Origin of the sequence: Kribbella sp. NPDC051770 (assembly GCF_040681455.1) — a bacterium.
In the GTDB taxonomy this organism is placed as follows: domain Bacteria; phylum Actinomycetota; class Actinomycetes; order Propionibacteriales; family Kribbellaceae; genus Kribbella.
On record NZ_JBFAYT010000001.1, the window covers coordinates 620,484 to 633,670 of the forward strand.

Below are 13,187 nucleotides of genomic sequence, written 5' to 3' on the forward strand. Positions count from 1 at the left end.
TCAATGCCAAGAGCGTCTGCTGGGGAGGGGCACGTGCTTCGCATCCACTTCACTCCGCGCGACCTGGCCCGGGTGACGATCTCGACCAAGCCCGCTCCGCTGTGGGAGATCCTGCTCAGCCTGCACATGCTGCAGCACACCGACGGGCGGCTGGTCTTCGACGACTGGCGGCGGCACGTCCGGACCAAGGTGGCGCCGGACCAGATGCGGCTGCTGCTGGAGCTGATGCCGGCCCGCGGCTACTCCCCCGACTTCCTGACCCCGGCCGACTGCCCGGCCGACTTCGACAGCGCGCTGGAGAAAGCGCTGTCCACGCCGCAGCAGCAGGTCCGCTCCGAGCTCGACCTGCTCAGCAAGTACCGCCCGGGCTCGCCCTGGACGCGGGAGCTGGCCAAGGGCGACCGCGCCGCGATGCGCAAGCTGGGGCACGCGATCCGGACCTACCACGACGCCGCCATCGCGCCGTACTGGAAGTCGATCGGGACGCACGTGGCCGCCGACCAGGCGCACCGCGGCGACGCGCTCGCCCGGCACGGTGTGGACCGGCTGCTGTCGTCGCTGCACCCGCGGGTCCGCTGGGTCGCTCCGGTGCTGCAGGTGCTCGACATGAACGACCGCGACTTCTACCTGGACGGCCGCGGTATCGAGCTGCAGCCGTCGGCGTTCTGCTGGCAGGTGCCGACCAAGCTGCGCGACCCGGGGCTGAAGCCGATCCTGGTCTACCCGATCCAGCACGCACCGGGCATCCTGCGGCAGTCCTCCGACGGGTACCACCCGTCCGACGCCCTCGGCTCCCTGCTCGGTACGACGCGCGCTGCCGCGCTGGAGGCCGCGGTCGAGGGCTGTACGACGACCGAGCTGGCCAAGCGCTGCAAGATCTCCCCCGCGGCGGCCAGCCACCAGGCGACCGTGCTGCGGGAGGCCGGGCTGATCACCACCCGCCGCGCCGGCGCCTCGGTGCGGCACGAGGTGACCCAGCTGGGCATCTGGCTGCTCGCCGGGTACGGCTCCGGCGGCCTGCGGCACGACAACCGCCCCGTCGTCACGTCCTAGCGAGCAGGTCCTCCACCTCGGCCCGTACGTCGTCCAGCAGGCTCTGGCCGTGGTCGTCGATCAGCTCCAGCGCGTAGATCCACGCCTGCTCGGCCGCGGCGTCGTCGGTGCCCTGCCAGGCCTGGCCGAGCCTGATCTGCGAGCCGACCGCGGCGACCGGGCTGCCGAGCTTCAGGTTCAGCATCACCGCGGCGGCGAACCGCTCGGTCGCGAGCTCCACCTCGCCGAGCCCGACGTACGCCTGGCCCAGAGTGTCCAGGACGAAGCACAGCGGCCGCTGGTCGACCAGGTCCTCGCTGATCCGGATGCACTCGATCGCGGTCAGCCGCGCCTCGGCGTACCGGCCGGACTCGTTGTAGGTCATCGCCAGGTTGTTCAGCAGCCCGGCGGTCGCGTGGTCGTCGCCGTTGGCCCGGGTGATCTCCAGCGCCGCCCGCTGGTGCTCGACCGACTCGTCGAACCGGCCCTCCAGCTGCCGCAGGAAGCCGAGGTTGCCGCGGATCAGCGCGACACCGGCCTGGTTGCCGATCTCGGTGAACATCCGCAGCGCCTTGGTGAACTCCGCGTCCGCCTGCTCGAGGTCACCCTTGGCGCCGTGGCTGGTCGCCAGCTGGTTCGTCGCCAGCGCTGCCAGCATCGGGTGCCCGACCACGCGCGCTGACTCGGCTGCGACCCGCTGGATCGCCAGCGCCTCGTCAGGGCTCACCAGTCGCGCCAGTGCGTTCCACAGCAGCAGCGCGAGCCGGGCTGCCTGCGCGTGCAGCCCGCGAGCAGCGCCGCCGGTCACCATCGCCATCAGCCCGCGCAGCTCCAGGTCGAACCAGGCCCGGGCGGCCGGCTGGTCGGCGAACGTGAGCGTCACGGTCCCCGGCAGTGGGTCCTCGACGTAGTGGAGCTTCTGGGGCTCCCCGAGCACCAGCCGCCCAGCGACCGCTGACTGCACCGCCCAGTCCAGCAGGCGCTCCCAGGCCGCATCGACGTCATCGGTGGCCTTCGCCAGCTCCTCAGCGGCGTACGCGCGGAGCAGGTCGTGCAGCTGGAACCTGTTCGCGCTCGTCTCCACCGCGAGGTGCAGGTCCGCCAGACGCCGCAGCAGCTTGCCGGCGGTCCGGTCGTCGTGACCGGTGAGCGCAGCAGCGGCCTGCGGGCCGAACCGCCGCCACGGGTAGATGCTGAGCATCCGGAAGAACCGCGCAGCCTCCGGGTCGAGGGTCCGGAACGACCAGGAGAACACTGCGCGCAGATCGGTCGCCGGGTCGTCGCCGGCGTCGAACGCGTCCAGCTGGTGCTCTGTCAGCTCACCGACCAGCTCAGCCAGCGCCGACCCGGACCGCCTGGCCACCTGCTCTGCTGCGATCACCAGCGCCAGCGGCAGGTGGTTGCAGCGCTCAGCCAGCTGGTCGAGCAGCTGCACGTTCCCGGTCTCCGGCAGCCCGATGCGGCCGGTCAGCAAGCTTCTCGCGTCTGCTGCCGACAGCTGGTCGATCGCGACCTGCCGAGCGCCCTCCCGCGCGACCAGGCCGCGCAGCCTGCTCCTGCTGGTGATCAGCACGACCGCACCCATCCCTGGCAGCAGCGGCCGAACCTGCTCCGCGTTGAGCGCGTTGTCGAGCACCAGCAGCACCCGCTGACCAGCGAGCGTCGACCGCAGCAGCGCGCTGCGTCCACCGACCTCCGCCGGGATCTGCGAAGCCGGTACGCCGAGAGCATGCAGCAGATACCCCAGCGCCACCGACGGATCCACCGGCGCGCCCGGCCCGTAGCCACCGAGGTCCACGAACAGCAGCCCGTCCGGGAACTGCTCCGCGACCAGGTGACTCCAGTGCACCGCCAGGCTGGTCTTCCCGACACCGCCCGGGCCATGGAGCACCACCGCCACAGTGCTCTCCGGGTCACGGCCGGCCAGTACGTCGTCCAGCTCGGCCAGGAGCGCCTTGCGGCCGGTGAACGCGAGCACGTCCGACGGCAGCTGGCTCGGCGCGACCCGGCGGGACGGCCGGCTCCGGGCACCGGTCAGCTCGTCGAACACGGCTCGTAGCTCGGCGCCCGGGTCGACACCGAGCTCGTCGGCTATGCGGCCGCGCATCTCGTCGTACAGCTCCAAGGCCTCGGCCGTGCGGCCGCTGCGGGCCAGCAGGCGCAGGAAGCGCGCCCAGAGCGACTCGCGCAGCGGGTACGCCGCAGTGAGCCGGCGCAGCTCGGACAGCTCCTCGCCACGGTTCTGCGACGAGCGGTCCAGCGACCGGAGGTCGAAGCGGCGCTCGACAGCCGCCAGGTACTGCTCCTCCAGGCGCGGCAGCTCGATCGACTCCAACCAGTCCGACCGCACGCCGTTGAACGGGCGACCGGTCCACAGCGCCAGCGCCGCGTCGATCGCCGCTCGCTCCTGCGAGCGCTCGATGGACTGAGCAGCGGTCCGCAGCAGCCGACCGAACCGCAGTACGTCGACCTGCTCGGGCTCCACGCGCAGGCTGTAGCCGGTCGGACCAGTGGTCACCAGATCGGCTCCGACCGCTCGCCGCAGCCGGGTGACCAGCGTGTGCAGGCTCGGCGCGGCGTTGGCCGGCGGCGCCTCGCCCCAGATCCGCTCGACGAGCAGCGGCGTCGGCACACTCTCCCCGGCGGTCAGGGCCAGGATCGCCAGCAGCGACCGCAGCCGGTCGCCACCGAGCTCGACGCTGCGCCCGTCCAGCCGCACCGACACCCCACCGAGCAGCTGCACCTCCATGCTCACACCGCGTCCCGGCCTTCCGCTGCCGCTCCCGTGCCAAGTCGTTCGAGGATCTCATCGCGCTTGAAGTACGTCGACGGCCCGTACCGGTCAGCCGCCTCCAGGGCGCGCTGCCAGGCGTTGACGGCGTCGGTCGGCCGGTGGCAGGCGTCGTACGCGTCCCCGAGGCTGATCAGTGTCGGCACCTCGAGTGCGCCGAGCTGCAGCTCACCGCACATCCGCACCGCCTCTTCCAGGCTGGCCACAGCCTGCTCGAACTGGCCACCGGCGAGCTGCGCCATGCCGAGCGAGTCCAGCGCGTCGGCCTCGCCGCGGGCATGGCCGGTCCGGCGGGCCAGTCCGATCGCCTCGCGGGCGGCGGCGATCGCCTCGTCGTACCGACCGAGTGCGTAGTAGGTGGTGGACAGGTTGTTGTAGGTGCCGCCGATCGACGTCACGTCGTCGTTCACCGTCAGCCCGGTCTGCAGGTGCTCCAGCGACAGCTCCAGGTCACCGAGACGCTTGTAGGTGATGCCGAGGTTGCTGTGCACCTTGGCCATCCCCGACCGCTCTCCGAGGATCGTGAACAGCTCCAGCGCACGCAGGAACTGGTCCCGCGACTCGGCGTACCGGCCGGACATGCCGAAGCTGACCGCCGACTGGTTGGTGACGACCGCCTCCAGCAGCGGCTCCCCGGTCCGCTGAGCCGCCTGTACGGCGGTCTCGTGCGCCGCGACCGACTCAGGACTGGGTGAGCGGCCCTGATCGAGGTAGTCCCAGAGTGCACTGCCCAGACAGGCCACCAGGCGGTCATGCCCGCGCTCTGCCCCGGCGAAGATCGCAGCGACCATCGTCGGCCACTCCCGGTCGAACCACGCCAGTGCATCGGCGTCCCCCACGAACTGCACCGCCCGTACGCCGGGCAGCGGGTCGAGCAGCACCCTGCGGGCCTTGTTGCGGCGGGTGATCTGGGCGGACAGAGCGCTCTGCGCCAGCCAGTCCAGCGACCGGGCCAGCGCGTCCCGGCTCTCCTCGGAGTCGTCGGCGAGCCCCGCGGCGTACAGCCGGAGCAGGTCGTGCAGCTGGTAGCGGCCCGGCTCGACCAGCTCCACCAGGTTCACTTCGACCAGGTGGTCCAGCAGCCGCTCGGCCGTCACGTCGTCGAGCGCGGCCAGCGCCGCAGCTGCTGCTCGGCCGAACACCGGTGCGGGGTAGACACCGAGCAGCCGGAACAGCCGGGCCGCTTCAGGTGCCAACGCTTGGTACGACCAGGACAGCGCGGCCCGGACGCTGCTCAGCTCGTCGTCGGCGATCTCCAGCTCGTCCAGCCGGTCACCGGTCTCCGCAAGCTGTCGGGTGATGGCTGCAAGGTCAGAGCCCGCGCTGCGCCCCGCGCGCTCGGCAGCGATCACCAGTGCGAGCGGCAGCCGCCCGCACAGCTCGGCGAAGGCGGTCAGCTCGGTCACGTCGTACGGGCGGTCGGCGACTGCGATGGCCAGCAGGGCTGTGGACTCCTCGGCGGACATCGGGCCGAGGCTGAGGCGTTGCGCACCCTCGCGGGCGACCAGACCGCGCAGCTGGTTGCGGCTGGTGACCAGGACGAAGCCACCGGCGCCCGGAAGCAGCGGACGGACCTGGGCGACGTTCCGGACGTTGTCGAGCACCAGCAGCATCCGGCGCTCCGCGACTGTCGAGCGGAACAGCGCCGACCTGGCCTCGACGTCCTTGGGCATCTCGCTGACCGGCACCCCGAGCCCGTGCAGCAGCTGCTCCAGCGCGTTCTCCGGCTGGAGCAGACCGCCCGCGCTGTAGCCGCGCAGGTTCACGTACAGCTGGCCGTCCGGGAAGTGCGCGCGAACGCTGTGCGCCCAGTGCACGGCCAGCGTCGTCTTGCCGACTCCGCCGGTCCCGTCGATCGCCACGAGCACAGCAGCCCCGTCCGGATCCCACCCAGCCAGTACGCCGTCCAGCTGCTCCAGCGACGCCCCGCGGCCGGTGAAGCCCGGCACATCGGCGGGTAGCTGGCGCGGCACGACCTTCTGCGGCGGCGCCACTGGATCGCTGTCCAGCAGGGCGGCGTACACCGCGCGCAGCTCGGTACCGGGATCCACACCGAGCTCGTCGGCGATCCGCACCCGCACCGACTCGTACAGCTCGAGTGCCTCCGCCGTACGGCCCGCTCTGGCGAGCAGCCGGAGCAGCCGGACCCACAGCGACTCCCGCAACGGGTACGCCGTCGTCAGGTCGAGCAGCTCGCCCAGCACCTCGCCGTACTCGCGGTCGTCGACCCGGAGGTCGACGCGGCGTTCGACGGCCGCCAGGTACTGCTCCTGCAGCCGCGGCCCTTCGCTGGACTCCAGCCAGTCCGACCGCACCCCCTCGAACGGCCGCCCGGCCCACAGGCCCAGCGCCTCCACCAGTACGGCAGACTCCCGCTCCGGATCGTCGCTGTTCACCGTGCTCCGGACCAGGCTGACGAAGCGCAGCGCGTCGACGTCGTCCGGGGTGATCCGCAGGCTGTAGCCCGCCGTACCGCTGACGACCAGGTCGGCGCCGATCGCGCGGCGCAGCCGGTTGGCCAGCGTGTGCAGGCTCGGACCGATGTTCGCCGGCGGGTCGTCACCCCAGACCCGCTCGGCCAGCGCGGGGGTCGGCAGCGGCTCCCCACCGGCCAGCGCGAGGACCGCGAGCAGGGCGCGCACCCGCTCTCCACCCACCTCGACCGGACGGCCGTCGAGCCGTACCGAGACAGCACCGAGCAACCGGATGGCGACCTGCGGCCGCTCCAGCCCTCTTGCCGTCATCTGTCTCCGCTCCCCAGGTGCCCGGAGGATAGCGCGTGGGATCGATTTCCAACCATTCTTCGCCACCCTCGGTGACGAGCGGTGACAAGCGCTTTCCCGCACGGGTTGCCCGTTAGCGCACCGAACAGGGGCGGCGCGACCGGTGACAGGAAGTTGACAGGACCCTGCTTGCACGATGGGTGGTGGAGAGAGGAGTACCTGTCGTGCTGCGGATTCACTTCACCAGTCAGGACCTGGCTCGAACCACTGTCGCCGAAGAACCGGACCCGCTCTGGGAGGTCCTGTTGAGCTTGCACCAGCTGCAGGTCCAGGACGGAACGGCCCAGTACGGCCACTGGCGCGACCGGGCCCGCCGGCAGCTGCCCAGGCCGGCGACCAAGCTGCTGCACCTGGCGCCTCCGCGCGGCTACTCCCCCGATTTCCTGACCCCGGCACACCAGTCCGGGAGCTTCGAGGAGGGCGTGGAACGGGTCCTGTCCACCTCGCGCAACCGCTTCCAGCGGGAGCTCGAGCTGCTCGCCGTACGGCGTCCGGGGTCGAGCTGGACCCGGGAGCTGGTCGGCGGACGTACGGAAGCGGTCAAGGGCCTCGGCCAGGCCATGCACACATACCACCAGTCGACCATCGCGCCGTACTGGGAGTCGATGCGGTCGATGGTCCGCGCCGACCACCAGCAGAAGGTCAGCCACCTCTCCGGTGCCGGAGTCGACCAGCTGCTCGGCCACATCCACCCCACTGTCCGCTGGGAGTCCCAGGTCCTCACTGTCGACGGCCTGCCGGACCAGGACCTGCACCTGGAAGGCCGGGGGCTCCGCCTCCAGCCCTCGGTGTTCTGCTGGCGTACGCCGACCAAGCTGCTCGACCCGAACCTGCCGCCGGTCCTGGTCTACCCGGTCAAGCACGGCCCCGGCGCACTCCGCCGCGGCCTGGCCGAGCAGCGCTCGCGCCCGCTGGCCGCACTGCTCGGCAGCACCCGGGCAGCGGCGCTCGAGGCGATCGCAGACGGCTGTACGACGACCGAGCTCGCCCAGCGCTGCAGCATCTCGCTGGCCGGGGCCAGCCGCCAGGCGGGCATCCTGCGCGAGGCCGGGCTGATCACCACCCGCCGGGCCGGCCAGGCCGTGCGCCACGACCTGACCACCCTCGGCCGGATGATCCTCGACGGCTGCGGGACACCGATCGGATGATCAGGCCGGGTCCCGCCGCCTGCGGGTGGTCAGAGCTTGTAGTCCTCGAGCAGCCGGCGGCCGATGATCATCCGCTGGATGTCGGCCGTCCCCTCACCGATCAGCAGCATCGGCGCCTCCCGGTACAGGCGCTCGATCTCGTACTCCTTGGAGAACCCGTAGCCGCCGTGGATCCGGAAGGAGTCCTCCACCACCTGCGCGCAGTACTCGCTGGCCAGGTACTTGGCGACCCCGGCCTCGAAGTCGTTGCGTGAGCCGGCGTCCTTCTTCCGGGCCGCCTTCACCATCAGCTCGTGCGCGGCCTCGACCTTGACCGCCATGTCGGCCAGCCGGAACAGCACCGCCTGGTGGTCGGCGATCTTCTTGCCGAACGTCTCCCGCTGCTGGGCGTAGGAGATGCCCAGCTCGAAGGCCCGCCGGGCCACGCCGCAGCCGCGGGCGGCGACGTTGACGCGGCCGACCTCGACCCCGTCCATCATCTGGTAGAAACCCTTGCCCGGAACGCCGCCGAGGATCTGGCCCTCGCCGATCTCGTACCCGTCGAAGATCAGCTCGGTGGTGTCGACCCCCTTGTAGCCCATCTTCTCGATCTTGCCCGGCACGCTGAGGCCCTTGTCGACCTCGCCGAAGCCCGGCTCCTTCTCGACCAGGAACGTGGTCATGTTCTTGTAGACCGAGTCCTGGCCCTCGTCGGTCTTCACCAGCACGGCGACCAGGTTCGACGAGCCGCCGTTGGTCAGCCACATCTTCTGGCCGTTGATCGTGTAGCTCTCACCGTTCTTCACGGCCTTGGTCTTGATCGCCGACACGTCGGAGCCGCAGCCCGGCTCGGACATCGAGAACGCGCCGCGCACGTCACCGGTCGCCATCCGCGGCAGGTACTTCTGCTTCTGCTCGTCGGTGCCGTGCTGGAGCAGCATGTACGCGACGATGAAGTGCGTGTTGATGATGCCGGACACGCTCATCCAGCCGCGGGCGATCTCCTCCACGCAGAGCGCGTAGGTGAGCAGCGACTCGCCCAGACCGCCGTACTCCTCGGGAATCATCAGGCCGAACAGGCCGAGCTCCTTGAGGCCCTCGACGATCTGCGTCGGGTACTCGTCCTTGTGCTCCAGCTCGGTGGCGACCGGCAGGATCTCGGCCTCGACGAAGGCCCGGACCGTCTTCAGGATCTCCTCCTGGACGTCGGTCAGTCCCTCGGTCTGCTGCAACCTGCTCATCTCGGCGGCTCCTCGGCTCGGCTTACTCGCGAGTATCGCGACTCACCAGCATCCCGGTACACCCCGACACCCGCTGTGACACCGACCACCTGAATCCCGTCAGGTGCCTCACGCCCAGTACGCCTACTGGTACACCCGCTCCGAGTAGTCGCCACCGAAGCCCACCCTCGTTTCCCGAGGCAGGCTCGGTCTACTCGTCGGAGTCGCGCTCGTCCTCGTTGTCGCCGCCACCCTGGCCGTAGCCGGCCCGGCCGAGGTCACGGTTGATCGCCGCGATCAGCACGAACTCCTGCGGCGTCGGCTGCCACTGGTTGCTCCGCTGCGCCGTACCCAACCTGCGCAGAGCGCTGCGGTACTGCTCGCCCGCCTGGCCCTCGTGCCCGTCGCCGAGCGCCTTGGCCGCCTGGTCGAGGTCCTTGGCCGCCTCACGCACCGGCCGGCTGACATGGTCGCCCTGCCGGAGCAGCTGGGCCAGCGAGCGCAGCTGAGCCATCGTGCCGGTCTCCACCGGCGGCTTCGGGGTCTTCTTCGGCGGCTTCGACGGCGTCGGCGTGGGCTTCGGCTTCGGCGTCGGAGTGGGCGTCGCCTTGGGCTTCGTGGTCACCTTCGCGGCGACGGTCGGGGTGACCGTCGGCGTACCGCCTGCTTGTGCCGGCGGTTCCTGCGAGACGCCTTCACGCAGCAGCGCAGCAGCCATCACACCGACAACGAGTACGGCGGCGCCGACCAGGACCTTGGTGAGCAGGGACCGGTCGCGCGGGGCCGCGTGGGACGCCGTGGGCGGCTCGCGGTCGTCGTCGACGGGTGCGCCGAGCAGCTCGGCGTCCAGGGCAGGAAGGGGCGCCGCGCCGACAGCTCCTGCCGCGAAGGGCAGCACCTGGGTGGAGTTGCTGACCTGTCCGTTCAGCAGTGCCAGCACGTCGGCGGACGACGACGGGCGCTGCGCCGGGTTCTTGGCGAGCATGCGCTCGACCAGCGCGGCCAGGCCGGGGACCTCTTCCGTCGGCCGGACCTCCGGGATCGGGGCCTCCAGGTGCTGACGCAGCACACCCTCGACGCTGTCCGCGACGTACGGCGGGACGCCCTCGAGCAGTTCGTACAGGACGCAGCCGAGCGAGTACCAGTCGCTGGCGGTCGTCGCCGCGCCGCCGGTGACCTGCTCCGGGGAGATGTAAGCCGCCGTACCGAGCAGGACCTGGCCGGTGGCGCCGTTGAGCTCACCGGCGTGGGCCAGGCCGAAGTCGGTGATCTTCAACGTGCCGTCGGCAGCCATCAGCAGGTTGCCGGGCTTCACGTCGCGATGGATGATGCCGGCGCCGTGCGCGGCGTCCAGCGCGCGGGCGCCCTGGACGGCGATGTCGGCGACCAGCTTGGTGCCCGGCAGGCCCTTGCTGCGCATCAGCTGCGCCAGGTCGGTGCCGGTGACCAGCTCCATCACCAGGAACACCTGGTCGTCGGCCGCACCCACGTCGTACGTCGCGACGACGTTCGGGTGCTGCAGCCGGGCGGCGGCCTGGGCCTCGATCCGGAAGCGCTGCACCGCGTCCATGGGGTCGCCGTCGAGCGCGCGCAGCAGCTTGATCGCCACCGGGCGCGCGAGCACCGTGTCCTCGCCCCGCCAGACCTCACCGGCACCACCTCGCCCGAGCAGGCCGATCAAGCGGTAACGCCCTGCGAGTACCTCGCCGTTCACAGAAAACCTCACAACAGTCAGCTTCGGGCCGGATCGCCGCCCTACCTTAGGTGCCCGCGGGCGTTGAGGCGAGCCGTCGGACGCCGTACTGGACGGTCTTAACCTGCTCCTGCCCGGTTTCCGGGTGCTCGTGGCGACGGCGCGTACTAGGTTGATCGCATGAAGCGATCACTTGTCCCTGCTTTGATCGCGACGACCTTGCTCGCCGCGACGCTGACCACGACGCCCGCCTTCGCAGCGCCCGCCGGCCGCCCTTCGGCTCCGACGGTGAAGTGCGAGTTCACCCCCACCCCGGAGAACCCGGCCGCCAAGCCGGTCACGGTGCCGAGGGCGACCGCGAAGGCCAAGGGCACCGTCGACGTCTTCTTCGTCACCAACTACGGCCCGTTCGTGGTCCGGATGAACCGCGCGACCGCGCCCTGCGGCGTACACAACTTCGTGCACCTGGTGCAGAGCCGCTTCTACGACCGCACCCAGTGCTTCCGGCTGACCAACTCGACCCGCCTCGGCGTCCTGCAGTGCGGTGACATCTACCGCCAGGAGGAGGGCGGCCCGGGCTACAAGTTCCCCGACGAGGTCGACGGCACCGAGACCTACCCGCGCGGCACCGTTGCCTACGGCAACCAAGGCCCCGGCACCAACGGCTCGGAGTTCTTCGTCGTCCACTCCTTCGCCAACATCGACCCGAACTACACGGTCCTCGGTCACGTCACCTTCGGCATGTCCACCTTCGACCGCATCCTGGCCGCCGGCATCGCCGACCCCGACCAGGACGGCCCGCCCAACCGCCCGGTCCGCATCCTGAAGGTCCTCACCCTCGGCCACTGACCCCGCTGTAACGTCCGAACAACCGCAATGCGTCCGAAGACCCGAGCGCTATAGCCACGGGTTCTTCGGACGCATCAGGTTTCTTCGGACGCTGGAGGTCAGTCGGCGGGCGGCTGCCAGACGTTCGTGCGGGTCATCGCGGCGGCGCGGCCCTTGGCGGAGATCACCAGTGCCATCTTGCGGCTGGCCTCGTCGATCATCTCGTCGCCGAGCATGACCGCGCCGCGGGCGCCGCCGGCGGCCGAGGTGAAGTGGTCGTAGGCGTCGAGGATGTTCTCGGCGTGGTCGTAGTCGTCCTGGCGGGGCGAGTAGACCTCGTTGGCGGCGGCGATCTGGTCGGGGTGCAGGACCCACTTACCGTCGAAGCCGAGGGCGGCCGAGCGGCCGGCGACGCGGCGGAAGCCGTCGACGTCCTTGATCTGCAGGTACGGGCCGTCGATGGCCTGCTTGCCGTGCGCGCGGGCCGCCATCAGGATCTGCATCAGGATGTAGTGGTAGGCGTCGCCGACGTCGTAGCCGGGCGGCTGCTCGCCGACCACCAGCGACTTCATGTTGATCGAGGCCATGAAGTCGGCCGGGCCGAAGATGATCGTCTCGACCCGCGGCGAGGCGGTGGCGATCGCGTTCACGTTGGTCAGGCCGAGGGCGTTCTCGATCTGCGCCTCGATGCCGATCCGGCCCGGCTCGTAGCCGTGCACCTTCTCCAGCTGGGTGAGCAGCAGGTCGAGCGCGACCACCTGCTCGGCGGTCTCCACCTTCGGCAGCATGATGCAGTCCAGGTTCGCTCCGGCGCCGGAGACGACCTCGATCACGTCGGCGTAGGTCCACTCGGTGGTCCAGTCGTTCACGCGGACGACCCGGACCTTGTTGCCCCAGCCGCCCTCGTTCAGCGCGGCGACGATGTTCTTGCGGGCGTCCACCTTGGCGATCGGCGCGACCGAGTCCTCCAGGTCGAGGAACACCTGGTCGGCGTCCAGCCCCTTCGCCTTGGCCAGGAACCGCGGGTTCGACCCCGGTGTCGCCAGGCACGACCTTCTGCTGCGCAGAACCTGCTCGGACATCTCGACCTCCGCCTTGGTTACTCACCGGTCACCGGCAGCGTACGGCGAAACCCGCGCGCGGCGCCCGGTGACATCGCTCACTGTGACACCCTGATGCGATGACGCGCGAGGAGGCTGTGACGGAGATCGCGGCCGTGATGAAGAAGGCCGGACTGGTCTGGCTGGCCTGGGACGGGCGCAGGGCGGTCCCGGCCTGGTTCGCCGCGGTCGACGGCTCGTACGTCGTCCTGGCGGACCGCGACGGCAGCGCCGAGCAGCCGCTGCCCGGGCTGGTCGACGCGACCGCAATCGAGGTCGTCGTACCGGCCAAGCCCGCCACGAGTCGCCTGTCGGCGTGGGGCGCGACCGTACGTCGCCTGGAGCCCGGCAGCGAGGAGTGGACCGCTGCTGCGCTCGTGCTGCGGACCGAGCGCCTCAACGCCGCCGGTCTGGGCAACCAGCTGGACCGCTGGCAGACCCAGACCGACCTGCTGGTGCTGGAGCCGACCGGCGCGATCACCAGCACGTACGACGACGCCCACCCCGCGGTGACTCCGCCGGAGACGTCAGCAACGACCAGAGGCAAGCGGCCGATCACCCTGCACCGCCGAGCGAGCCGCCGCCCCAAGCTGAGCTGAGGCGGCGGCCGGCC

9 protein-coding genes are annotated in these 13,187 nt (G+C 70.8%); 4 read left to right on the forward strand and 5 right to left on the reverse strand.

Annotation, left to right across the window (positions count from 1 at the left end; translation table 11 throughout):
• The first annotated feature begins 33 nt into the window (after nt 1–33).
• Nucleotides 34–1,053: a winged helix-turn-helix domain-containing protein gene (locus AB0M01_RS02920; protein WP_363665160.1), complete on the forward strand. Its 1,020-nt coding sequence runs from the start codon at nt 34–36 to the stop codon at nt 1,051–1,053.
• Here AB0M01_RS02920 and AB0M01_RS02925 read toward each other — a convergent pair.
• Both AB0M01_RS02925 and AB0M01_RS02930 read right to left on the reverse strand, forming a co-directional pair.
• Nucleotides 1,043–3,781 carry a BTAD domain-containing putative transcriptional regulator gene (locus tag AB0M01_RS02925; protein WP_363665161.1) on the reverse strand — a complete coding sequence of 913 codons (2,739 nt, stop codon included), beginning with the start codon at nt 3,779–3,781 and terminating at the stop codon, nt 1,043–1,045. The genes AB0M01_RS02920 and AB0M01_RS02925 overlap by 11 nt on opposite strands.
• Nucleotides 3,782–3,783: 2 nt before the next feature.
• Nucleotides 3,784–6,567, reverse strand: a complete 2,784-nt coding sequence (locus AB0M01_RS02930) for a BTAD domain-containing putative transcriptional regulator (protein WP_363665162.1) — start codon at nt 6,565–6,567, stop codon at nt 3,784–3,786.
• 203 nt (nt 6,568–6,770) lie between these two features.
• On the opposite strand from AB0M01_RS02930, the gene AB0M01_RS02935 reads away from it, so the two are divergent.
• Nucleotides 6,771–7,754, forward strand: coding sequence for a winged helix-turn-helix domain-containing protein (locus AB0M01_RS02935; protein WP_363665163.1), 984 nt, complete (start codon nt 6,771–6,773; stop codon nt 7,752–7,754).
• Between the two features lie 29 nt (nt 7,755–7,783).
• Here AB0M01_RS02935 and AB0M01_RS02940 read toward each other — a convergent pair whose 3' ends face one another.
• A complete protein-coding gene (locus AB0M01_RS02940) occupies nt 7,784–8,974 on the reverse strand; it encodes an acyl-CoA dehydrogenase family protein (RefSeq protein WP_363665164.1) in 1,191 nt (396 codons plus the stop codon).
• Between the two features lie 190 nt (nt 8,975–9,164).
• Entirely contained in the window at nt 9,165–10,679 is a 1,515-nt protein-coding gene (locus tag AB0M01_RS02945; protein ID WP_363665165.1) for a serine/threonine-protein kinase, read from the reverse strand.
• 147 nt (nt 10,680–10,826) lie between these two features.
• Between AB0M01_RS02945 and AB0M01_RS02950 the strand changes: the two genes are divergently transcribed.
• The gene (locus AB0M01_RS02950; protein WP_363665166.1) at nt 10,827–11,495 is read left to right on the forward strand and encodes a peptidylprolyl isomerase; all 669 of its coding nucleotides are present in this window, start codon (nt 10,827–10,829) and stop codon (nt 11,493–11,495) included.
• Nucleotides 11,496–11,593: 98 nt separating this feature from the next.
• On the opposite strand, the gene AB0M01_RS02955 is transcribed toward AB0M01_RS02950, so the two are convergent.
• Nucleotides 11,594–12,556: a CoA ester lyase gene (locus tag AB0M01_RS02955; RefSeq protein ID WP_363665167.1), complete on the reverse strand. Its 963-nt coding sequence runs from the start codon at nt 12,554–12,556 to the stop codon at nt 11,594–11,596.
• 98 nt (nt 12,557–12,654) lie between these two features.
• Here AB0M01_RS02955 and AB0M01_RS02960 point away from each other — a divergent pair, with 98 nt between their 5' ends.
• A complete protein-coding gene (locus tag AB0M01_RS02960) occupies nt 12,655–13,173 on the forward strand; it encodes a hypothetical protein (RefSeq protein WP_363665168.1) in 519 nt (172 codons plus the stop codon).
• The last annotated feature ends 14 nt before the right edge of the window (nt 13,174–13,187 follow it).